The sequence below is a fragment of the Allohahella marinimesophila genome (genome assembly GCF_039538005.1).
Classification (GTDB): Bacteria; Pseudomonadota; Gammaproteobacteria; order Pseudomonadales; family Oleiphilaceae; genus Allohahella; species Allohahella marinimesophila.
Genome location: NZ_BAABBO010000001.1, coordinates 888,656 through 910,430 on the forward strand (window position 1 = coordinate 888,656; position 21,775 = coordinate 910,430).

23 protein-coding genes and 4 tRNA genes are annotated in these 21,775 nt (G+C 56.7%); 14 read left to right on the plus strand and 13 right to left on the minus strand.

Going from position 1 to position 21,775, the window contains the following annotated elements; translation table 11 throughout:
- Positions 1 to 4 precede the first annotated feature (4 nt).
- From purC to ABD735_RS04015, 5 genes are all read left to right on the plus strand, one after another.
- A complete protein-coding gene (purC, locus tag ABD735_RS03995; RefSeq protein WP_344803807.1) occupies positions 5 to 739 on the plus strand; it encodes a phosphoribosylaminoimidazolesuccinocarboxamide synthase in 735 nt (244 codons plus the stop codon).
- 56 nt (positions 740 to 795) lie between these two features.
- Entirely contained in the window at positions 796 to 1,608 is an 813-nt protein-coding gene (locus ABD735_RS04000) for a TIGR04219 family outer membrane beta-barrel protein (RefSeq protein ID WP_344803507.1), read from the plus strand.
- Positions 1,609 to 1,639: 31 nt separating this feature from the next.
- On the plus strand, positions 1,640 to 2,647 hold the full coding sequence (locus ABD735_RS04005; protein ID WP_344803509.1) for an NAD-dependent epimerase: 1,008 nt from the start codon (positions 1,640 to 1,642) through the stop codon (positions 2,645 to 2,647).
- Positions 2,648 to 2,654: 7 nt separating this feature from the next.
- On the plus strand, positions 2,655 to 3,170 hold the full coding sequence (gene moaB, locus ABD735_RS04010; protein WP_344803511.1) for a molybdenum cofactor biosynthesis protein B: 516 nt from the start codon (positions 2,655 to 2,657) through the stop codon (positions 3,168 to 3,170).
- 153 nt (positions 3,171 to 3,323) lie between these two features.
- Positions 3,324 to 3,400: transfer RNA gene (locus tag ABD735_RS04015), tRNA-Val, on the plus strand.
- A gap of 53 nt (positions 3,401 to 3,453) precedes the next feature.
- On the opposite strand, the gene ABD735_RS04020 is transcribed toward ABD735_RS04015, so the two are convergent.
- Positions 3,454 to 4,155 (minus strand): glutathione S-transferase family protein, encoded by a 702-nt coding sequence (locus tag ABD735_RS04020; protein ID WP_344803513.1) that lies wholly within the window; start codon positions 4,153 to 4,155, stop codon positions 3,454 to 3,456.
- A 101-nt stretch (positions 4,156 to 4,256) separates the two neighbouring features.
- Positions 4,257 to 4,730 (minus strand): flavodoxin family protein, encoded by a 474-nt coding sequence (locus ABD735_RS04025; protein WP_344803515.1) that lies wholly within the window; start codon positions 4,728 to 4,730, stop codon positions 4,257 to 4,259.
- A gap of 96 nt (positions 4,731 to 4,826) precedes the next feature.
- Here ABD735_RS04025 and ABD735_RS04030 point away from each other — a divergent pair, with 96 nt between their 5' ends.
- From ABD735_RS04030 to ABD735_RS04040, 3 genes are read left to right on the plus strand one after another with little or no spacing between them, the layout of a single operon-like run.
- A complete protein-coding gene (locus ABD735_RS04030; protein ID WP_344803517.1) occupies positions 4,827 to 5,873 on the plus strand; it encodes a M14 family zinc carboxypeptidase in 1,047 nt (348 codons plus the stop codon).
- A 1-nt stretch (position 5,874) separates the two neighbouring features.
- Positions 5,875 to 6,705, plus strand: a complete 831-nt coding sequence (locus tag ABD735_RS04035) for an alpha/beta fold hydrolase (RefSeq protein ID WP_344803519.1) — start codon at positions 5,875 to 5,877, stop codon at positions 6,703 to 6,705.
- Between the two features lie 41 nt (positions 6,706 to 6,746).
- Positions 6,747 to 7,238, plus strand: coding sequence for a helix-turn-helix domain-containing protein (locus tag ABD735_RS04040; RefSeq protein ID WP_344803521.1), 492 nt, complete (start codon positions 6,747 to 6,749; stop codon positions 7,236 to 7,238).
- Between the two features lie 78 nt (positions 7,239 to 7,316).
- Here the strand turns inward: ABD735_RS04040 and galU are convergent, their stop codons facing one another.
- The 6 genes from galU to ABD735_RS04070 all read right to left on the minus strand — a co-directional run bounded on the left by galU (position 7,317) and on the right by ABD735_RS04070 (position 12,825).
- Positions 7,317 to 8,156, minus strand: a complete 840-nt coding sequence (galU, locus tag ABD735_RS04045) for a UTP--glucose-1-phosphate uridylyltransferase GalU (RefSeq protein WP_344803523.1) — start codon at positions 8,154 to 8,156, stop codon at positions 7,317 to 7,319.
- A gap of 132 nt (positions 8,157 to 8,288) precedes the next feature.
- A complete protein-coding gene (locus tag ABD735_RS04050; protein WP_344803525.1) occupies positions 8,289 to 8,900 on the minus strand; it encodes an NUDIX domain-containing protein in 612 nt (203 codons plus the stop codon).
- A gap of 13 nt (positions 8,901 to 8,913) precedes the next feature.
- Entirely contained in the window at positions 8,914 to 9,528 is a 615-nt protein-coding gene (locus tag ABD735_RS04055; RefSeq protein WP_344803527.1) for a lytic transglycosylase domain-containing protein, read from the minus strand.
- Positions 9,497 to 11,311, minus strand: coding sequence for a proline--tRNA ligase (locus tag ABD735_RS04060; protein WP_344803529.1), 1,815 nt, complete (start codon positions 11,309 to 11,311; stop codon positions 9,497 to 9,499). The genes ABD735_RS04055 and ABD735_RS04060 overlap by 32 nt, the downstream gene beginning before the upstream one ends.
- A gap of 96 nt (positions 11,312 to 11,407) precedes the next feature.
- Positions 11,408 to 12,445 (minus strand): TIGR01777 family oxidoreductase, encoded by a 1,038-nt coding sequence (locus tag ABD735_RS04065; RefSeq protein ID WP_344803531.1) that lies wholly within the window; start codon positions 12,443 to 12,445, stop codon positions 11,408 to 11,410.
- Positions 12,442 to 12,825 carry a sirohydrochlorin chelatase gene (locus tag ABD735_RS04070; protein ID WP_344803533.1) on the minus strand — a complete coding sequence of 128 codons (384 nt, stop codon included), beginning with the start codon at positions 12,823 to 12,825 and terminating at the stop codon, positions 12,442 to 12,444. Before ABD735_RS04070 ends, ABD735_RS04065 begins: the two co-directional genes overlap by 4 nt.
- An 80-nt stretch (positions 12,826 to 12,905) precedes the next feature.
- Between ABD735_RS04070 and ABD735_RS04075 the strand changes: the two genes are divergently transcribed.
- Positions 12,906 to 13,346 (plus strand): DUF924 family protein, encoded by a 441-nt coding sequence (locus tag ABD735_RS04075; protein WP_344803535.1) that lies wholly within the window; start codon positions 12,906 to 12,908, stop codon positions 13,344 to 13,346.
- A 168-nt stretch (positions 13,347 to 13,514) separates the two neighbouring features.
- A tRNA-Gly gene (locus tag ABD735_RS04080) sits at positions 13,515 to 13,589 on the plus strand.
- Between the two features lie 59 nt (positions 13,590 to 13,648).
- Here ABD735_RS04080 and cmoB read toward each other — a convergent pair.
- Genes cmoB through ABD735_RS04095 form a run of 3 tightly spaced genes read right to left on the minus strand, consistent with a single transcriptional unit; the run spans position 13,649 to position 16,796 of the window.
- Positions 13,649 to 14,680, minus strand: a complete 1,032-nt coding sequence (gene cmoB / locus ABD735_RS04085; RefSeq protein WP_344803537.1) for a tRNA 5-methoxyuridine(34)/uridine 5-oxyacetic acid(34) synthase CmoB — start codon at positions 14,678 to 14,680, stop codon at positions 13,649 to 13,651.
- On the minus strand, positions 14,677 to 15,450 hold the full coding sequence (cmoA, locus tag ABD735_RS04090) for a carboxy-S-adenosyl-L-methionine synthase CmoA (protein WP_344803540.1): 774 nt from the start codon (positions 15,448 to 15,450) through the stop codon (positions 14,677 to 14,679). Before cmoA ends, cmoB begins: the two co-directional genes overlap by 4 nt.
- On the minus strand, positions 15,447 to 16,796 hold the full coding sequence (locus ABD735_RS04095; protein ID WP_344803542.1) for a response regulator: 1,350 nt from the start codon (positions 16,794 to 16,796) through the stop codon (positions 15,447 to 15,449). Before ABD735_RS04095 ends, cmoA begins: the two co-directional genes overlap by 4 nt.
- Positions 16,797 to 16,985: 189 nt before the next feature.
- On the opposite strand from ABD735_RS04095, the gene msrA reads away from it, so the two are divergent.
- The 4 genes from msrA to ABD735_RS04115 all read left to right on the plus strand — a co-directional run bounded on the left by msrA (position 16,986) and on the right by ABD735_RS04115 (position 19,528).
- The gene (msrA, locus tag ABD735_RS04100) at positions 16,986 to 17,657 is read left to right on the plus strand and encodes a peptide-methionine (S)-S-oxide reductase MsrA (protein WP_344803544.1); all 672 of its coding nucleotides are present in this window, start codon (positions 16,986 to 16,988) and stop codon (positions 17,655 to 17,657) included.
- Between the two features lie 41 nt (positions 17,658 to 17,698).
- A complete protein-coding gene (gene gltX, locus ABD735_RS04105) occupies positions 17,699 to 19,234 on the plus strand; it encodes a glutamate--tRNA ligase (RefSeq protein ID WP_344803546.1) in 1,536 nt (511 codons plus the stop codon).
- Between the two features lie 58 nt (positions 19,235 to 19,292).
- Positions 19,293 to 19,368, plus strand: a tRNA-Ala gene (locus ABD735_RS04110).
- Positions 19,369 to 19,452: 84 nt separating this feature from the next.
- Positions 19,453 to 19,528 (plus strand) — tRNA-Glu (locus ABD735_RS04115).
- A 196-nt stretch (positions 19,529 to 19,724) separates the two neighbouring features.
- On the opposite strand, the gene ABD735_RS04120 is transcribed toward ABD735_RS04115, so the two are convergent.
- Both ABD735_RS04120 and ABD735_RS04125 read right to left on the minus strand, forming a co-directional pair.
- A complete protein-coding gene (locus tag ABD735_RS04120) occupies positions 19,725 to 20,588 on the minus strand; it encodes a 6-carboxytetrahydropterin synthase (protein WP_344803548.1) in 864 nt (287 codons plus the stop codon).
- A 32-nt stretch (positions 20,589 to 20,620) separates the two neighbouring features.
- Positions 20,621 to 21,748, minus strand: a complete 1,128-nt coding sequence (locus ABD735_RS04125) for a response regulator (RefSeq protein WP_344803550.1) — start codon at positions 21,746 to 21,748, stop codon at positions 20,621 to 20,623.
- Positions 21,749 to 21,775: the final 27 nt, after the last annotated feature.

Consider the following 21,775-nt stretch of genomic DNA (forward strand, 5'->3'; position numbering starts at 1 on the left):
GGCATTGAATAAAACCGAGAAGCTCTATTCAGGCAAGGCTAAAGATATCTACGCGACCGAAGATGCTGATCTCGTGATCATGCACTTTCGGGATGATACCTCAGCCTTCGATGGCATTCGCAAGGAGCAGCTCGCGGAAAAAGGCGTGATCAATAACAGCATCAATGCCTTCGTGATGACTTATCTGGCGGACAAAGGCATCCCAGTCCATTTCCAGAAGAAGCTCTCGGACACGGATTCACTCGTACGCCGCCTCACAATGATTCCGGTCGAATCTGTCGTGCGCAACTTTGCAGCAGGCAGTCTCGTGAAGCGTCTGGGCTTGACCGAAGGTCTGCCACTCAAGCCGAGCACCTATGAACTCTTCGTCAAGAATGACGAGCTGCATGATCCCATGGTGAACGACTCCCTGGTCGTGACGCTGAACATGGCCAGTCAGGCGCAGCTCGATGAGATGAAGCGACTGTCGCTCGAGGTCAACAGCCACCTGGTTGAGCTGTTCGCGAAGGCCAGTATGACGCTGGTCGATTTCAAGCTCGAATTTGGCGTGGCCGGTGACGGAACGCTCTGCCTGGGAGACGAATTCAGTCCTGATGGTTGTCGAATCTGGGACAGCGCTACCGGTGAGAAAATGGATAAAGACCGTTTCCGCCAGAACCTGGGCCAGGTTGTCGACTATTATAAGGAAGTCGCCGGGCGTCTTGGTGTAGATCTGAACCAGGGCCCGAACCCGGATTGAGCGCGACTATACTGAAGGCTCGTGCTGCAAATTCCAACAATGAACAAGGTGCACCCATGACAAGAAACGTATTACCTGAAGGTGTGGCTGCAAGTCACGCACTGAAGGGCAAGCCTGTATCCCGCTCACTGATGACCCGTTGGTGCCTGCCCATACTGGCAACGGCTGTGCTCGCTGCGCCTGCCCAGGCAGATATTCTCGGCTTGTCCCTCGGCGCCAGCACCTGGTATACCGGCATCACGGGTGATATCAGCTCCGGCGGCGGCGATTTCCAGCTCGAGGACGAACTTGGTTTCGACGACAGTTTCAATTTCTCTGGCTTCGCCATGTTTGAAAATCCGATTCCGCTCATTCCCAACGTTCGTGTGCAGTACTCGGCTGTGGATCAGGATGGCAACGGTACAGTCTCGGCGAAGGTATTCGACGGCGTCGCCATCAGTGGCCGAACCAGCAATAACCTGCAACTGAATCAGGCGGATGCGATCGTGTTCTGGGAATTACTCGATACCGTCGTTCACATCGATTTCGGTCTGCAGGCCAAATTTGTGGATGGCAAGATCAGTATTCGTGAGAAGACCGGTGCTTTTAACCGTGTGGAAGAAGAGTTCAAGGCAGTGATTCCCATGCTGTATGGTGGCGCCGGTCTGAATCTGCCGCTCACCGGACTCTCCGCCTATGCCTCCGTAGCCGGCATCGGGTACTCGGGCAACAGCATCGTAGATGCCAACCTGGCGCTGAACTATGAAGTCAGCATGGTCGACGTCACGCTGGGCTGGCGTGAACTTCAGATCAAGCTTGAAGATGTCGATGATGTCGATGCAGATATGACGCTTGGTGGCCCGTTTCTGGGTGTAGGTCTCAGCTTCTGATAATGGATTTCTTACCTGCGGAGCAGAGAAGATGAAAGTTTTGATTACCGGTACCGCCGGATTCATCGGGTCTCATGTAGCCCTGCGCCTGATGGCGCGAGGTGACGAAGTGATCGGCATTGATAACCTCAACGACTATTATGAGGTGTCGCTCAAGGAAGCGCGGCTGGCAAGGTTGACACCACACAAGGCTTTCACTGACCTGCGGATTGATATTGCCGATGCAGACGCTGTGAATGCAGCTTTCAAGAAGTATCGGCCAGAGCGAGTGATACATCTGGCAGCCCAGGCCGGTGTGCGGTACTCGATCACCAATCCGCATGCCTATATCACGGCGAACCTCGTAGGTCACATGAACATACTCGAGGCCTGCCGGCATCATGATGTCCAGCATTTGACCTATGCGTCGAGTAGCTCGGTCTATGGTGCGAACGAGACCATGCCGTTCTCCATTCACGACAACGTCGACCACCCCTTGTCTCTGTACGCGGCGACCAAGAAGTCGAACGAGCTCATGTCACATACCTATAGCTCGCTGTTCGGTCTGCCCACAACCGGCTTGCGCTTTTTCACGGTTTACGGTCCGTGGGGCCGCCCTGACATGGCTCTGTTCATCTTTACCAAGCGCATACTCGCTGGTGAGCCAATTGACGTATTCAACTACGGCAAGCACAAGCGCGACTTTACCTACATCGATGACATCGTCGAGGGTGTGATCCGCACCTCGGATCATGTAGCAAGGCCTAATGATAAATGGAGTGGGGCAGATCCGGATCCGGGGACCAGCCGGGTGCCTTACCGCGTCTACAACATCGGCAGTAACAACCCGGTCGAACTGTCACGATACATCGAGATCCTCGAATCCTGTCTTGGCAAAAAAGCCGAGCGCAATCTGCTCCCGCTGCAGCCGGGTGACGTGCCTGCCACCTTTGCAGACGTGCAGGCGCTGATCGATGACGTGGGCTACAAGCCTGCCACTCCGGTTGAAGAAGGGATCGCTCGTTTCGTAGACTGGTACAAAGACTACTACAAGGTTTGATGTCCTCATGAGCAATACGGCTGCGCCTGCGCAGAAGACGCTGAACATCGCGGTACTGACGGTGTCTGATACGCGCGATGAGAGCAATGACACATCCGGCGATGCATTGGTGTCGATGCTGACTGAAGATGGACATCTGCTCGAAGACAGAGCCATCGTCAAGGATGACATCTATATGATGCGGGCAGTGGTCTCCAACTGGATTGCGGACCCGGATGTGCAAGTGGTGATCGTCACCGGCGGCACCGGCTTTCATTCGCGTGACAGTACGCCCGAAGCCTTGTTGCCACTGTTTGACAAGAGCATCGATGGGTTCGGCGAACTCTTCCGTCAGCTGTCCTACGATGAGATCGGTACTTCGACCATACAGTCTCGCTGCGTGGCTGGACTGGCCAACCGAACGCTGATCTTTTGTCTGCCCGGATCAACTGGCGCCTGCAGAACCGCGTGGACCCGAATCCTCAGCGAACAGTTGGACGCTAGCCATAAGCCCTGCAACTTTGTAGGCATGCTCACAGCCTGAATGCTGACCCGTTTTTTCGTGTTCAAGGGCCTTTGGCTGACCAAAAGCTCACTTCCGGACAGATTTCTGCCAGGACGGGCTATTTATTCTCATATTTCGACTCTCGGCAGCTTGAACGGCCAGTCTGAATTTGCTTAAATACACGCCCTCAGTAGGACCGTAGCTCAGTTGGTTAGAGCGCCACGTTGACATCGTGGAGGTCACCAGTTCGAATCTGGTCGGTCCTACCAATTCTTTGTTCAAGCCCCTCCGACAGTATTAATGAATCCAGCCGGATTCGACCTTACGCGTAGTCATATTCGCCGCCACGCTCAAGAGCAGCCTTATAAGCAGGTCTGTCGTGAATCATGTCGACGAATTGCGTGATGTTCGGATATTTCCCGTCGATCATGCCACGTGCAGCCGCCGCTTCGAGCGGAAAACTCATCTGTATGTCTGCTGCTGTCAGATGATTGCCTGCAAACCACGTTTTACCCGCCAGATGCTCATTCACAAAGCCGAAGTGTTCTTTGAGCCGCGGCTGGGTGAAGGTCTGGTCAATCTGATCCGCAATCTTTTTCGCAATGGGTTTTGCGAAGAAGGGCATCTTTGTGGCCCTGAGCTTGGCGGTAATGAGGCCGACGAGCAATGGTGGCATCAGCGAGCCTTCCGCATAGTGTAGCCAGTAGCGGCAATCCCAGTAGTCCTTGTCCAGCTTGCCACCCTTACGTTCCGGTAGCAGTGGTTCGTCGCCGCGATCCCTGGTGCCGTAGCATTCGGCAAGATATTCCACGATGGCACCGGATTCGGCGATGGTCTGACCATTGGCGTCATCGGTGATGACTGGTGATTTGCCGAGCGGATGGACTTTCTTCAGAGAGGCCGGGGCAGCCATGGTTTTTGGATCGCGCTCGTAACGCTTGACCTCGTAGTCGATACCGAGTTCTTCAAGTAGCCAGAGTATGCGCTGTGAGCGCGAATTATTCAGATGATGGACCGTAATCATTTCGACATTTCCTGTGTGTGTCAGCGAAAATCTGCTTCAAGAGAGGCTTGTCATACGCTGCCGCCGCGCGTGAGGATTCCTATCGGTATCGGCAGTAGTTCTCAGATCAGACCATTATCCAGGCTCGCCGCCACCAGCAGACCAAGTTCGCGCGCCCATTCGGCAAAGGCCGGCTGATAGTCTCCCTTGCAGACTGTCGGTGGCCGGATTTCTCGCCAACGAAGGCCTGTTGCAATACTGCTGACGGCGCGACATGTCCCGGTTCCGTCATGTCCGGCGCGTACGATGAGCGCGTAAGGCTTACCCTGAGTGTCCTCCAGGCAGGGGTAGTAGATTCTGTCGAAGAAGTCCTTGAGCGCGCCACTCATATAGCCAAGGTTTTCCGGAGTAAATAAAATAAGTGCATCAGCAGCTCGCACGTGCTCCGGTTTCGTATCAAACGGTGAGCGGACATTGGCAGCCACAGCCTCAATACCCTCGTCGCCTGCGCCCTCCAGAAGCGACTGCTGCAGGGCCTGCGTGTTTCTCGATGGAGCATGCGAAATGATCAACAGGGTTCTTTGGACTGTACTCATGAGGCCTCACTATTTTTGTAGGCGGGGGACATCGAGGCTGCTACTGTTTCCCAACTTTACGATGGCAACACGCCACCAGCCGACAGGAGGTTGACAATGGCCACTCTGGCCACCCGAATGCGCAACTTGTCTTCCAAAACCAGGCACAAGGTGCCTGAACTGGAAGTCCTCCGCCTCATGGCTGAGCATAATCCCGCCAGCTGTCATCTGCAGCTTCTCGACACCGTCAGTGTAAAGCAGCACGAACTGCCTATCTATGCCATGAAAATCGGCCACGCTGACAGTACCAAGCCTGCGCTGGCCCTGGTCGGCGGAATCCATGGTATCGAGCGCATAGGCACCGAGATCATCCTGGCCTTCGTGAGAACCCTGTTGGCGCGTTTACGCTGGGATGATGCGCTCAGGGCAGAGCTCGATGAGGTGCAGCTCTGGGTGCTGCCAGCGATGAATCCGAGCGGTATGTGGCTGAACTCAAGATGCAATGCCGCTGGGGTCGATCTCATGCGCAATGCACCTGTCGAAGCGAGTACCGCAGTGCCGCTATTGCTTGGTGGGCAGCGCCTGAGCCGCAAACTGCCATGGTTCCGTGGCATTCCGGATCAGCTGGAGCCTGAATCCGCAGCGCTGTGCAAATTTGCCCGGACGCATCTCTTTCCTGCACCCTTCAGCATGGTGCTCGACTGCCACTCTGGCTTCGGCTTCAAAGACCAGCTCTGGTTTCCCTACGCCTGCACCAACCAGCCGATCGAACATCTCGCTGAGGTCTATGCGTTTCATAAACTGCTGGCCGAGACCTATCCGCACAATATCTATACCTTTGAACCGCAGGCCAATGTTTACACCACCCATGGAGATTTGTGGGACTACCTCTACCAGGGTGCCCTCGCAGAAGGTCGCTGTTTCCTGCCGCTGACCATGGAGCTGGGCTCGTGGCAGTGGGTGCGCAAGAACCCGCGGCAACTGACCCAGCTGCTTGGCTTCTATCATCCGATTCTGCCCCATCGCCTCGAGCGGGTGTTACGACGTCATCTCACCTTTCTTGATTTCATGAAAGATGCTGTTCGTTCTCACGCCAACTGGTTGCCGGATGATGATGAACGTCTGAGCTTCGAAGCCGCCGCACAGCAGCTGTGGTATGCCTAGCATGACTGAGAGGCCAACCATTGTGCTCTTGCGCGGCTGGATGCGTGATGGCCGTCACTGGGAATCGTTTCCGGATGAGCTGAGCCAGCAGCTCGACCTCATCTCCAGCAATGCCCGGCCCAAACAGCGGCCCCGTATCATATGCGCTGACTTGCCTGGCAATGGTAGCCGGTACAGTGAACGTACCCCAGATTCAATAGGCGGCATGATGTCCGCGATCCGATCCGAACTGAAAGGTACCGAACTGGTGCTCGTCGGTATCTCTATGGGCGGCATGCTGGCTGCAGAGTGGGTGCAACGGTATCCTGAGGACGTCGTCGGCTTTGCCTGTATCAATTCGAGCATGCGTCCACATGCCTATCCGTGGGAACGCCTCAAATTGAACAACTGGTTGCGTATTCTCGCGCGCCTGGCGACCTCACTCGTACGCAAGTCTGGAGAGACGGCAGCCGTCCGGGAGCTGGAGCGCTTTATCATGCAGCTCACACTGAGGCCTGAATTTCGCACTGAGGATCGCCTCGAACAGTGGGTGAAATGGACTGAGGCCAATCCGGTGACGCCTGGCAACGCGCTTCGTCAGTTGCGCGCGGCGGCAGCTTACAAGGATCCGCTGGTGGCACCTTTGGCCGTGCCCTGTCTGGTACTGCGGAGTCTGGGTGACGCCCTGGTCGACCCGGTATGTTCCGAGCGCCTGGCCACTGCCTGGCAGCAGACATTGCAGACGCATCCGTCTGCAGGGCACGATCTGGCTGTGGAGGATCCGGCGTGGTTAGCTGAAGCGCTGGCTTCGTGGTATAACAGCCATTGGCCGCTCAAAAAAACGGCAGATTAGACCCCCTCGAATAATAGCGACTTGATACCAGGGAGAGCCGCATGAAGTACCTGCGTAATTTCAACCAGAAGCTGCAGGATGTCAGGCATCAGAAGAAACTGACCCAGGAAGATGTGGCCATGATGTGCGCCGTGCCTGAAAGCCTTGTGCGGAATTGGGAGGCTCTGGAAGAGGGACGGCGGGAATATCCGGATGTCGATCAGTTGATCGACTTCTGCGTGAAGGCTTCAGTGCCATTGGAGGTGTTGCTGGACCTGGATACCAGTGCTGGTACAGAACGGCAACTCGTCTTGCCCGGTCTGGACAGCGAGGACGACGATGATCCAGCCACGCGAATGCTTGGCGCGCTGGCCGAACTAGGCGAAGAGCTGGAAAGCCGCTTGCCAGCGGAAGATGAACGGGAATTATTGAAGCGCTACCGCCAATGTGACGATGAAAAGCGGACCTTCATCATGCAGATGTTACCGCGGAGCTCGAAGCCAGCTGCCAAGGCTGCTGCAAGTCAGACCAAGGGCAAGTCATCCCGCCATTAAAAAAATCGCCGCGCAGCAACTGGTGCCGGGCGGCGATTCCATATCGGCCACGCTGAGCGCGGCCAGCTTCCAGCGCGACTAGTTCCTGCCTTGCTTGTAGTAGTTCTCATAGACATGATTCGTCGCTTCGACGAAGCCTTCTATGGAACCACAGTCAAAGCGGCGCCCCTTGAATTTATAGGCCAGTACGCAGCCGTCTTTAGCCTGCTGCAACAAGGCATCCGTAATCTGGACTTCGCCATTCTTGCCGGGCTTGGTTTTACGAATGATGTCAAAAATGTCCGGCGTAAGAATGTAGCGCCCAATGATGGCGTAGCGGCTAGGGGCATCTTCCTTCTTCGGCTTTTCTACCATGTCAGTGACCCTGAACAGGCCATCCTTCATCGGTTCGCCAGCGATGACACCATACTTGTGAACTTCGTCCTCAGGCACTTCCTGAATGGCGACGATGCTGCAGCGGAACTGGTTGTACAGCTTGGTCATCTGCGCAAGCACAGAAGGCCCGCCATCGTCGACCAGACACAGATCATCTGCCAGCACGACAGCGAATGGATTGTCGCCAATCAATGTCTGGCCAGAAAGGATGGCATGACCCAGGCCGAGCATTTCATTCTGCCGGGTAAAGGTGAATTTGTTGTTGTTGATCAGACTGCGAATGGTCGTGAGCAACTCTTCCTTGCCTGAACCCTTGATCTGATGCTCGAGTTCATAGGAGTAATCGAAATGATCTGCGATGGAGCGCTTGCCGCGTCCGGTCACAAAACCGAAGTTATCGATACCGGCTTCGACCGCTTCCTCAACACCGTATTGAACCAGTGGCTTGTTGACGATGGGCAGCATTTCCTTGGGCATTGCCTTGGTAGCAGGCAGAAAGCGTGTGCCGTAACCGGCTACCGGGAAGAGACATTTCTTGATCATAATCACTCCTTGTTGATGGATTCAGTGTATATCAGTTGGAAAGGCTTAAAAACATGAATACGGTCTGGACGAGACGATTTCTCAGGCGAGGGCAGTATTGTTCTGGTGCTGACTACTCTCATGGGTGCGTGATCAGGACCCAAGCAGATGTGGCCGCAGTATGCCGAGCTTGAGAATCGCAGCGACTGACAGCGCGTCGCTCATACTGCCGTTCATGGCCATGGTCCAGGCCTCGACGAAGGGCAGGCGCTTTACGGTGAGCTGTTCGGTAGGGTCGGGAGTGGGCGCGGCATGAGTCAGGCCTTCAGCGAGATACACCACCCCGACTTCATCGGTCACGCAGTTGCTGGTATGCAGGCGAACCAGCTCCGTATATCGCTCAGCAGAGAGGCCGGTTTCCTCGGTCAGCTCCCTCGCGGCACCGTCGAGCAGCCTCCGCTGCTGCTCATCCGCCGTCTGCTCCAGGCCAGCCGTTTTCACGCCCCCCATGGGCACTTCCCAGGACCAGGCGTCTAGCGGATAGCGAAGTTGACCGACGAGCCAGATATGATTGTCTTCATCGAGTGGAATGATGCCTACGGCGGTGTTGTGCATGTGCACGAGGCCATAGATGGTATCCACGCCCGTCGGTGCAGTGACCTCATGATGCTCGACCCGGATCCATGGGTTGTCATACACCACCGCCTGACTGCGGCGGGTCCATCGCGATGCCTTGGCGTTACTGTTTTCCGAATCGTGTTCCAAGCTATTCCCTGACTTACTGCCCATTGACGAACCAGTATTTTTCCCAGCGATCAAACACCTTCACAGGATACTTTATCCTGCCATAACTGCCATTGTATCGCGCCAGCGCCTCAGTCAGGTTCCCTTTCGAGCGCTCGATATAATGCCGGAGAATCGTGCAGCCGTAGCGAAGGTTGGTCGCCATATCCATGAGATTGTCATCAGGACGGCCGATTTCCTTTTTCCAGAATGGCATCACCTGCATCGCGCCCTGGGCACCAACGCTTGAAATCGCGAAGCGGTCGAACAGACTTTCGACGTGAATGACGGCGAGCACGAGCTCAGGGCTAAGGTTGGCTTTGGTGGCTTCAAGGTGAACCAGCTTCAGAAACTGGAGCCGCTCTTCATGGTCTTTGACGTAACGAGACAGCCGGGAAGACATGTCGACAAGCCAGACCTCGGCAGCGAAGCGATCGGGAAAGCTGGCCGCATCGTTGACGGTCTGGCGAAGTGCTGATGCCAATTCAGGATCAGGCTGTTGTGCCGAAGCGTGCGCTTCGAGGCCGACGACCGCGAGCGCCAGCACGCTCAAAACGCAGGCACGAAACCACGCAGCACTACTTCGACTGCCCTTCGGCTGCCGCGTCATCCACGATAAGACGCTCGCCCGTTTTTGGATGGGCGAGAGCTGTTTGAAGAAAGTTGAGAGCATTATCGACCGCGATACTCCGGTTTTCAGTGTCGTTGCGCTGTCTATATTCTATCTCATTTTCAGCCAGGCCCCTGTCTCCGATTGTAACTCTGTGTGGGATGCCAAGTAGCTCTGCGTCAGCGAACTTGACGCCGGGTCGCTCGTTGCGGTCGTCGAGCAGAACGTCATAGCCTCGAGCGCGTAGCTGGCTGTACAGATCGTCACTGAAGGTGCGAACCGGCTCTGATTTCTGATAGTTGAGCGGAATCAATACGATAGTGAAGGGCGCCAGCGCCTCTGGCCAGATGATCCCGGCCTCGTCATGATTCTGCTCGATGGCTGCCGCGACGATGCGGCTGACGCCTATACCATAGCAACCCATGGTCATGACGACCTTCTTGCCATTTTCGTTCAGCACGGAGGCATTCATGGCCTGTGAATATTTGTCACCAAGCTTGAAGATATGCCCGACTTCGATACCGCGCTTGATATCGAGGGTGCCCTTGCCATCAGGACTTGGGTCGCCGCTCACGACATTCCGAATATCGGCGACTGTGAAATCCTCACCGACATCCCGCTTCCAGTTGAGATTGGTGCAGTGACGTCCTTCTTCGTTCGCTCCGGCAGTGAACAAGGGAATGACTGCGGCAGAGCGGTCGACAATGAGGGGGATGCCTTTCGCCTTGAGCGACTGGGGGCCAATCGAGCCTGGCTTGCAGCCGATCGCCTTTTCGATGACGGCTTCATCAGCCATCGTCAGCGGGGTGAGCACTTCATCGAGCTTCTCTGCTTTGACAGCGTTCAGACTGTGATCACCGCGGAGGCACAGGGCCACAAGGCCGCCCTCGGCGCCTTCGACCAGGAGCGTCTTGACCGTAGCCGAAGGGCTGACGTTCAGCAGCTTTGACACTTCATCGATACTACTGACGCCCGGCGTAGACACAGACTCGGCCGCAGGCATGCCGCTACTGTCGATGTGGCCGGTAAAGGCGTCAGTGCACAGTTCGCCCTCAGGCCCCACCGCAAGTGCCTCGGCCTTCTCAATATTGGCGGCATACTCAGAGCCGCTGCTGAACACGATATCGTCTTCGCCGCTGTCGGCCAGCACATGGAATTCGTGCGAGGCGGAGCCACCGATACTGCCGCTATCTGCTTGAACCGCACGGTAGCGCAAGCTCAGGCGGTCGAAGATGGCCGAGTAGGCCTGGTACATGATGTCGTAGGTGTCGTCCAGGCTTTGCTGGTCGACGTGAAAGCTGTAGGCATCCTTCATCAGAAACTCGCGCGCGCGCATCACACCAAAGCGGGGTCTGCGTTCGTCACGAAACTTGGTCTGGATCTGAAAGAAGTTGGCAGGCAGCTGCTTGTATGAGTGCAACTCGTTGCGCATATGGTCCGTGATGACTTCTTCGTGTGTCGGGCCGACACAGAATTCGCGCTGATGTCGATCTTTCAGGCGCAGTAACTCGTCACCGAAGTTGGACCAGCGTCCGGATTCCTGCCACAGCTCGGCAGGTTGAATGCCTGGCATCAGGACCTCCTGAGCACCGGCCTTTTCCATCTCGTCACGAACGATGGCTTCGACCTTTCGCAGCACGCGCAGACCCAGGGGCAGCCAGGTATAGAGTCCGGCGGCGACCTTGCGGATCATGCCAGCTTTGAGCATCAGCTGATGGCTGATGACCTCTGCGTCGGCGGGTGTTTCTTTCTGGGTGGCGATCAGGTATTGGCTAGCCTTCATATGATGTCGTCTGCTGCATGCGAATTGGGGTCGTGTGTCTGATTAAATGCTCATTTGAATTGCATTCTAGTGAGCCAGCGCCCTGACTACAACGGCTCAGTCGAGTACGGCTTTCAGAGCCTTGTCCAGGGTCGGGTAGTCGAATTCGAAGCCAAGCGCTTCGACGGCCTTCGGTGTGGCCTGCTGGCCGGTCAGCAGCAAGCGCGACATCTCGCCGAAACCAAGCTTCAAAGCGAAGGCGGGCAGGGGCAGTATCGCCGGACGATGCAGAGTGGCGCCAAGCGTCTTTGCAAAGTCGGCGTTACGCCTGGTGTCCGGCGCGCACGCGAGCATCGGACCGGAAAATCGCTCGTCCTCGAGCGCGGTCAATATCAGTTTGCAGAGGTCGCTGACATGAATCCAGGGCATCCAGTGCTGACCGTCACCAATCGGGCCGCCGAGACCAAAACGAAATGGTGGCACCAGGCGCTTGAGAAAGCCTTCGAGCTTGCCGCGAGTGCTGCGACCGAGTACCGGTGCAATACGTGGAATGAAAACCCGTATGCCCAGTTTTTCCGCCTGCAACGCCGCCTGCTCCCAGTCGGCACACATCTCATGCTGGAACTCTGGGTGCGGTGCCGTGTCGTCAGTCACCGGTCTGTCGCCCTGAGCGCCGTAAAAACCAACGGCCGACGCAGAGACCAGCACGCGGGGCCGGGTGTCGCGTGTGGTCAGCCAGCCAATGAGCTGTTCTGTGGTGTGAATTCTGCTGTCGCGGAGCACCTGCTTGCGCGAGTCGCTCCAGCGCTTGTCAGCGATGCCGGCACCTGCCAGATTGATGACCGCTTCAGGCGCAGCCAGGTCGCTCAGCTGGTCGAGCCGGTCGATGCACAGAATGCCATGGCGTTGGCTGGCTGCAAGCGATCGAACATCAGTCGTCACCAGCGGTGAAATTGATACGTCGAGATCGGAAAACTGTCTGGTGAACTGCTTGACCGCATCATCAGGGTTGCGCGTGAGCACGCTGACCAGCAGCCTCCCGCCTTCAGAAGATGTGCCCGAACCGGTTTTTCCACGGAGCAGCCTGTCGATGAGGTGGGTGCCGACGAAGCCGGTACCGCCCGTGAGAAGCACGTGTGTCAAGGCATCGTTCATGACCCGGACTCCTTGATGCTGTCCTGAATGATGTCCGCGACGGCATTGAAGAAGCTCGGGTGGCTGCCTACCGGTGGCAGAAGGGTAAGGCTTACAGGCAACTGCTTCTCCAGTTCCTGGATCATCGCGGGTACGTCCTCACGCAGGTGGCGACCAGCGGCAAAGAAGAGCGGCAATATTGCAATCGACTTTGCGCCAGCTTCGACGGCGCTGGCCACAGCCTGATCGAGTGTCGGCTCGCTCAGTTCCATATAGGCGAGGGTGGTCGGGTGTTCAGCGGGCAGGTCCTTCAACACAGCTTCGTGGAGGGCTTCGAACGGCTGGGCCCAAAGCGGGTCGCGGCTACCGTGTGCCATCAGGATGGTATGATCAATTGTCATGTCTTGCCTCGTACAGGAGTTGAAAGGCATTTAGGCCGAGAGTCCGTCAGCCGGCCCTGATAATACGAATGAGGTAGGGTATGTGGTCAGCCGATGAGATTCTAAGATACTGGTTCCACGATAGGGAATCATCTGCACGTGCGCTTCGCCGGCGATTTTCTGGAATGGTCCTGCTGGCCAGTGAGGGCACATTCGATGACTGGGCGGCCCGACCCGAAGGCACTCTAGCGCTAATCCTGCTTCTGCACTTCGTTCAGAACAGCATGTTTGCCAACACGGTGCTTGAGAACAATTATCTGCCCAGGGTGGAAAAATTGTGTCTGCAGGCCGTGGAGCGGGGCCAGGACCGATCACTGGATGATTTTCAACGGGCGCACATATATGTGGCCATGATGTCGAGCAGGCCTGCCAAAGTTCGGCAGCAGGGCCGGGCGCTGTTTGACGGGATGAAGGACCATCTGACCCCGGAGCAACTGGCCATGCTGCAGACGGCCGCTGAGCAGGGTACGCTGACGGTGTGAAGCTGCGTTCAGCTTCTCATGACGGACATGTGGACTAAAGCACATCAGGAGGCTTGCAAAGCGAATAACAGCTCCCTATACTGCGCCCTCACTGGTTCGCGGGCTGTTTAAGCTTAGCCGGATCAGCGTGTTACGGCGTAGAGCATTGCCGTCGCATGACCACATTTTGCGGGAATAGCTCAGTGGTAGAGCACAACCTTGCCAAGGTTGGGGTCGCGAGTTCGAATCTCGTTTCCCGCTCCAGATCTTCCGAATACTCCTCATGGCCCAGGCCACTACCAGATCTTCATGCCGAGCTGTCGCTAGACTGCTGTCGCCGTGATGATGGCCCGTTTCGGTGCCGGATAACCCTCTATAGTTCGCGTTGGATCATCTGGCGAAAGAAAATCCCGCAGTGACTGAAATCGCATCCATGGTGTCGCCCGCTGTTCTTCGACGGTCGTCGTACTGACGTCACATAGCCTCACGTTCTTCAAGCCGCATCGCCTCAGCCAAAGCATCAGCATCTCGGGCGAGGGGATGAACCAGACATTCCGCATCTGCGCATAGCGATCCTCTGGCATCAGCACAGTCTGTGCGTCGCCATCGACTACGAGTGTCTCGATGACCAGCTGACCCCCGGGTCGCAGCGCGCTCTTGAGTTCGTTGATGTGGTTCAGTGGCTCTTTCCGGTGGTAGAGCACGCCCATCGACAGCACAGTGTCGAACAGTCGACTACGCTGGCCGGACTGTGCAGGCAAATCTTCCGAACGCATTGGGAGGTAGAACACCGGCTCGTCCGGCATGAAGTGCTTGAGTGCAGCGAACTGGTACAGAAATTTTATGGAAGGGTCGACACCCACCACCAGGCTGGCGCCAGCACCACGTGCGCGCCAGCAGTGGTAACCACTGCCGCAGCCCACGTCCAGAATCGCACGCCCCTTCAGTGGGTCGAGCCATGGCTCGAGCCGCTGCCATTTCCAGTCGGAATGCCATTCCGTGTCGATAAAGACATCGAACAGCCTGAACGGACCCTTGCGCCAGGGATGTAGCCCGTCGAGCGCTGCCGTGAGCTGTTCTTTGAGTGCCGGAGACGGCGGCTGCTGAGTGCTCAGCGATACGACTGGATCATTCAGCCTGCTGGTGATCGGGCCGTCTATGGCCAATGCCTGCAAGGCATCCATCGCAGCCTGCCAGGCCACCTGATCGCCATGATCACGCTGGGCTATGAAGGCCGCTGCCGCATCACGATAGCACTCGGCGATCTCGTCGTCAGCGCGTCGAGACAGCGCCTCGAAAGCAGGCAGAAGCAAGCGATCGTAGAAGCTGGTGTAGTTCGCCCAGGGCTTGCTCATCTGATGGCCAGAAAGGCGCTGAAGTTGAGGCAGCGAAAGCACTCGGTCACCTGGCTGAAGCCAGCATCCTTCAGCCGACTGATGTGAGTCTCCGAGCTTTCAGGTAACAGCACGGCTTCGAGGGCCGCCCGTTTTGCCGCAATTTCAAGTTCCGAGTAGCCGCGACTCCGCTTGAAGCGTTCGTGAATTTCAATCATGAGTCGATCGACTTCACTGTCGTCATAGCGGATTTTTTCCGCCAGGAAGAAGGCGCCCCCCGGCTGCAGCGAGTCGTAGAGTCTGCCGAGCAGGGCGGGACGTTTCTCGGGTGGAACGAACTGCAGGGTAAAATTCGATACAATGAACTCACTGGGCTCATAGCGATGCTCGCAGATGTCGGCTTCCAGCAGCTCGATCATGGCAGCCGCTTCGGCGTCACGCAGCACATTCTGCCGGCAACGTGTCAGCATCGCGGCTGAATTGTCGAGGCCGACGATACGAGCGGTCTTATCATTGCCGTGGCGCTTCATGCCCTGGGCGATAGCCAGCGCAGATGCGCCGAGGGAGCAACCCAGATCGTAACACCGTGCGCCCTGGCCAGCATGTCGCCCTGCCAGAAGCGTGATGAGCTCGAGCATGAGCGAATAGCCAGGCACAGAGCGGTTGATCATGTCATGAAAGACGTGCGCAACCGTTTCGTTGAAGCGGAAAGGGGCTACCGAAGCAGCGGGCGCTGCATCATCTTGATTATTGGAACCTGCGTCGACGGACCGGTAAATTTCGTCTCTCAAAAGACTCCGAAGCTTTTCACGAGTGCAATGGTAGCGATAACGATACCAGCAATCCCGAGCAGCATGCCAGAGCCACCTGAGCTGCTCTGCGCCGCTGCGGCATCCGACTGCTCGTGCAGCACGCCGCCGGCCACAGCCACCTTCTCGCTGACCAGGGCTTCGATCTGGGCCTGCACATCGTCACTGAACCCTGTATCGGCGCGTGAAGTCTCGGACAGCTGGCGCTGCATATCGGCAATGGCCGCGTCCAGGCGACTCTGCCAGGTCTGCAGTCGATCTTCGATGGCGCTGTCGACCGCACCCACGGCAGAGGCAGTCGCGACGTCGGACATTTCCTCACGCAGACGCGCAACGGCAGCATCGATATCCACACTGCCGTCGCTCTTCTGGGTCAGTACACTCTCTTCGGCGATGACGCGCATCTGCTGATCCAGGTCCCGTCGCCATTCGCTCAACGTTTCGTCCATAGCCGTCTGCACGCGCTCTTCAACGGCTTGCAGCTCGGAATCGAACATCGGTCGGAGTGTCCGTTCCACATCGGAGACGATACGGGCAGTGACGGCCGCTTCATCTTCAGGTGTTTTGGCTGGCGCGGCGGCTACTGGCTGCACAGCCTGCATGGCCTTGTCGACATCAGTCTGGATTTGCGGACGGATCCGGCTTTCGAACAGGTCACTGAAGCGAGAGCGCACCTGTTCACCTACTGATGCGCGGATGTCGTCAGCACTCATCGATGGTGGGGTTGCCGCCTCGGCAGAGGCCAGGTCCACCACTTCAGATTCAATTGTTTTCAGCCGCGATTCGATACCAGCGAAAGCAGGCGCCAACAACTTTTCGTCGAGCGCCTTCTGGACCTGAGCCACGATCTTGTCGAGGGAGGCCTGGTCGAGTTCTGATTGGAATACTCGTGGCTGCGGAATGTCCGCCTGGGCCGGTTCGGGAGTCGGGGCTGTCGCCGCCGGCGCAGGCGTGCTCGCATTGCCAGCCTCACGCAGCACCGCTGCCAGCGCATCAGCCTGGGGTGGTTTCGACAGCGTGCCTGAAGCGCCTATTGCGCGGGCCTGGGCGTCATAATCGTCGACGCCTTCCTTACCTGTACACATGATAACGGGAATATGCGTCGTCGAGGCGTTACGCTTGATTTCCTGAGTCGCCTCGAAGCCATCCATTTCCGGCATGAGGTGATCCATGAAAATGATATCTGGCTTCTGCATATCGATCATCGCAAGCGCGTCTTTGGCAGATTCGGCTGTCTGCACCCTCAACTGGTGCTTTTCAAGTAAACGCTGCAGCGTAATCCGGGCAAGCTTGGAGTCGTCGACAACAAGCGCGGTCTGAAGTGCCATGCAGATAGATCCTGTGAGATTGGGCGTAAGGCAATGCGTATCCCTTAAATCTAGCACAATCTGCAGGTATTCAAGGAAAATTGACATAAAGCTCTGAGCGGATTCTGCCTGAAATGAGAGATGACTGCAGCTATACGCCAGGTCAGGCCGCTGATACGTATAACACCTCAACTGACAGGAGATCGCGCCATGTTTTTACGAAAGGACCCAGCTTCGCTCAAGATCGTTGAGCCCGAAAATGCCCTCAAGGGGCGGGATGAAGCCCTGCCTCTCGAAGGGGCGGCCGCTGTCCACGATGTGCTCGAAACACCCTTGAAAGGCCCATTCCCGGATGGGCATGAGTGCGTGGTTTTTGGTCTGGGCTGTTTCTGGGGCGCAGAACGGCTGTTCTGGCGCCTTGAGGGCGTCTATACCACGGCCGTCGGCTACGCTGGCGGCACAACGCCGAACCCGAGCTATGACGAAGTCTGCAGCGGCCAGACCGGACATACCGAAGTGGTGTTGGTCGTCTACGACCCGAAGGTCATCAGTCTCGAGCGTCTGCTCAAGGTGTTCTGGGAGGCCCATGATCCTACTCAGGGCTTCAGGCAGGGCAACGATGTTGGCACCCAGTACCGCAGCGCCATATACACCACAACGCCTGCGCAGCACGAGACCGCCGCGCGTTCGGCCAGAGTTTATGAGGATGTGCTCGCACAGCAGCAGCGCGGCCAATATAAAATCACCACGGAAATTCGTCAGAACGAACAGTTCTACTATGCCGAAGGCTACCACCAGCAGTACCTGGACAAGCATCCCAATGGCTACTGTGGCCTTGCTGGCTGCAACGTCGAGTTTCCAATGGAAGCGGTGGCGCAGTAGCATACGCGCCTTGAACGCTTCAGCTCATCACAGGGATACTCATGACCACTACTCAAAACTCAGCGACCGGTGACAGGCCGGCACGCCGGGTGCGAACCCGTATCGCGCCGTCGCCAACTGGTGACCCGCACGTCGGCACAGCCTATATCGCCTTGTTCAACCTCTGCTTTGCACGGCAGCACGGCGGTGATTTCATTCTGCGTATCGAAGATACTGACCAGGCCCGCAGCACGCCTGAATCAGAAGCGCTCATTCTCGAGTCGCTTCGCTGGCTGGGTCTGAGCTGGGCGGAAGGTCCGGATGTGGGCGGCCCCCACGCGCCCTATCGACAAAGCGAGCGTGGTGATCGCTACCGCAAATACGCAGAACAGCTGGTCGAGAGTGGCCATGCCTTCTACTGCTTTCGCACCTCCGAAGAGCTCGATCAGATCAGGGAAGAGCGCAAGGCGGCCGGACTGAATCCTGGCATCAAAGGTGATCTCGAACTGCCGCAGGCTGAGGTCAGTCGTCGCCTGGCGGCCGGCGAACCCCATGTCATCCGCATGAAAGTGCCAGATGAGGGCCTCTGCGTCATCGAAGACATGCTGCGCGGGACCATCGACATTGAGTGGTCGCAAGTTGACTGTCAGATCCTGCTGAAATCTGATGGTATGCCGACCTACCACCTCGCCAACGTGGTCGATGATCATGAAATGGAGATCTCGCATGTCATCAGGGGAGAGGAGTGGATCAGTTCAGCGCCCAAGCACAAGCTGTTGTATGAATACTTCGGTTGGGAGCTGCCGCGCTTCTGCCACATGCCGCTGCTTAGAAATGAAGACAAGACCAAGCTGAGCAAGCGCAAGAACCCTGTGAGTATCCGTTACTTCGAACGACTCGGCATCTTGCCTGAAACCTTGCTGAATTTCCTGGGCCGTATGGGCTGGTCCATGCCTGACGAGCGCGAGCGTTTCGATCTGCCAGCCATGATCGAACATTTTGACATACAGCGGGTGTCGCTGGGCGGGCCGGTGTTCTCGGTGGAGAAGTTGCTCTGGCTGAACAGCGTCTGGATTCGTGAGACGCTGGACGACGTCAGCTTCGTTGAGCGGGTCGAGCAATGGGGATACCCCATGCGGCACCTTACGCCGGTAGTTAATCACGTCAGAACGCGTGTGAGCGCCTTTTCCGACATTGCGCCAATGACGACCTTCCTCTTCGCCGGCGACTTGCCACTGGCGCCGGCAGATTTCGAGCACAACAAGTTTTCAGCCGAAGATATGGTCAGTGCGCTACAACTGACGAGCTGGACGCTTGACTCGCAGCAGGTTTGGGATAAAGATGCGCTCTTCGCGGCGCTCAAGTCGCTGGCCGCTTATCTGGACGTCAAGCTTGGCGTGTTTATGTTCCCGGTCTTCGTGAGCGTTGCGGGTACGAGTCAATCCTGGTCCATCGTCGATTCGATGGAGATGCTGGGGCCGGATATGACGCGTGCAAGACTCCGTTCTGCTATCAAAATTCTTGGCGGTTTGTCAAAGAAAAAGCTCAAGCAGGCGGAAAAAGATTACGCTGAATTTTTAGCACAAAAAACTGAATAAAAGCGCTTGACTCATAGGGGGCTTATCCATAACATACGCCCCCGTTGTGCTGGTCAACGGGGCCATAGCTCAGCTGGGAGAGCGCAACGCTGGCAGCGTTGAGGTCGACGGTTCGATCCCGTCTGGCTCCACCAATCCGGCGCAATGGAAGTAAGGTTGTAGTAGTAGAAATTGCAGTGATGGACGTACTGGGTGCAAGCTCAGGAGTCAAAGTTTTAGTCCCCATCGTCTAGAGGCCTAGGACACCGCCCTTTCACGGCAGTAACAGGGGTTCGAATCCCCTTGGGGACGCCATCTTCGTGATGTGTCGCAGGCCCGATGTGAGATGGATCAGCAAGAACCAAGGTTCGAACTGCTCCAGGGCTCTGCAAATGAAAAAGGCCAGGTTCATACCTGGCCTTTTTTTTCGCCTGTCGAAAAGTGCCTCCGAGGCAAGGAGGAGGCCGTCAGCCCAAGGGTGTGACGGCGGGCGCCTTGTTGGACTGATGGCTCAGCGTTCGGCGATGGCACCCTTGCGAACGCCTTCAAAAGCTTTGACCCGGAAGCGGTTCTGGGGGTTTTGCCGCTTGAGCCTGGCTGCGATATGTTCGGCAATGCACTCTACTGTCGTTTCAGTCTCGAGCATGTACACTGACTGCTCTGCAATAACGAGCCTGAAGCGCCCCTGAGAGCTTTCATACTCGAACACGATATGTTTCCTGCCGTTATGCATTTCCTCGCTGACAACGTCCTCTGAGTGACCCAGATAGATGTCTTTCCAGCGCTTGGCCCACTGATACTCTGTCAGCTGACTTCTTCGCCCGTCGCTGTAGATCTCGATGCGTGAACGATGCCCGTGCGCAATCCGCTGACAGTCGCCCTCGTGCTTCTTCAGACCATGGGTATAGTGGTAGTAGGGGCCCTGAATCACCTCCTCGCGGAGATAGAGACTGAGCTCTTTGACATTGGGTGGTAGAGCCGCCTGTAATTGCTGTTTGAGAAGCGGCACGACGGTATCGATCTGTATATCAGCCAACGGCAGTATGACAATGGCCTCTGCAGGACAGGACAGCCGCACGAGGCTGCCGTCGGCCAGGGTGGCGGAAAGGTCCGTGCGGGCGACATCCCCCTCGTTGTAGTGCTCTACATCGAGGTACTGCAATTGTTCGGGAATGACGAGCTTGTGATCGATGGTCGATTCGATCGACTGCTTGAGGAGTTTTTTGACATGGCCGAAGTCGAACACCATGCCCTGGGCATCGAGTTCGCCTGCGAGTTCAATATCGACAATCCAGCTCTCCCCGACAATTCCCCTGCCAGGATGCAGGTAGGAAAAGTCGAGTACGGTGAGATCATCTACGAAAAGTCTGTTCATTACCTGTCCAGCTGCTGGTGTGCCGGCAGGTATTAACCCATGAAGCCGACCAGATAGGCAATACCGAGAGAAAATACGCTCAAGCTCACCGCCAGGGCCAGACCATAGGTCTTGCGGTTTTCACGGCGTTCCTTCTCGGCATACATCTCGATTGTTCTACGAGCGATGTCTTCCGCCGTCTCCCTGGAAATGTCATGCGCCTGCTGAATGGCTTCCGCCTGGAGTTGCTGCCAGAAGTCGGTGTCGATGCTCTGTACCGAGGTCAGGTGATCCTTCAGCTCGTCGAGTTGAACCGGTGTCATGCCCTGGCTGGCGGCTGGGCGCTCCTTTACTGCCCGGCGGATGTCTTCCATCTCCTGCGTCACGGCCAGGGTGACGCTCTCTGTCAAAGTATCGCGCAACACATTCAGCTTGGTGTCGACGATGCGGTCGAGTTCGGTCGTGAGCGTGGACGCCTGCTTGTTCTGCTCGTCGATGACGCGCTTGATATGATGATATTGCTCGTCGAAAAGGTCGGTCAGCAGCTCGTGAATCCGGGTATTCATCGAGACCTTCACTGCCGAGCGGGCAATATGCTCGATAGTGTCGGCATCCAGAGCGCTTGAAAAGACCTGATTACCAGCCGCCGGAGCAGGGGCACTGGTATGAGATGACGAGTTAGCTGCTTCCAGGAATTGCGAATACGCAGAGGCCTGGGCAGCGGTGAGCGAAGTTTCGTTCTCGTCAGCGTGCACGAAGTCGAGTGCAGTCGGATCCACCGGTTCCTTGTTAAGGTTGCCAGTGGCGATGTCGGTGCTGAGCTCCTGGAGTACGCGGTCGATATTCTCACTCTGTGGCGGCTTGGTCAGAATGGTATAGATACCGAAGCGCTTGGCCGCATCCTCGAATTCGCGTGACTTCTTGGACGTGCACATGACTACCGGGATGGAGGCGGTATGAGGATTGGCTTTGATGGCCTTGGTGGCTTCGACACCGCTCATGCCGGGCATGAGGTGGTCGATGAAGATCACATCCGGTGCCTCATTGGCCGCAAGATAGTCGAGCGCCTCTTCTGCAGAACCAGCCATGGTCACGGCCAGATTCTTGTTTTCAAGCAACTTGCTCAGAGCAAACCGGGCGACCTTGGAGTCATCTACCAGTAAAGCTGTTCTGATACTCATTTGAGTCCCCAATTCGCGTCTGTCTTG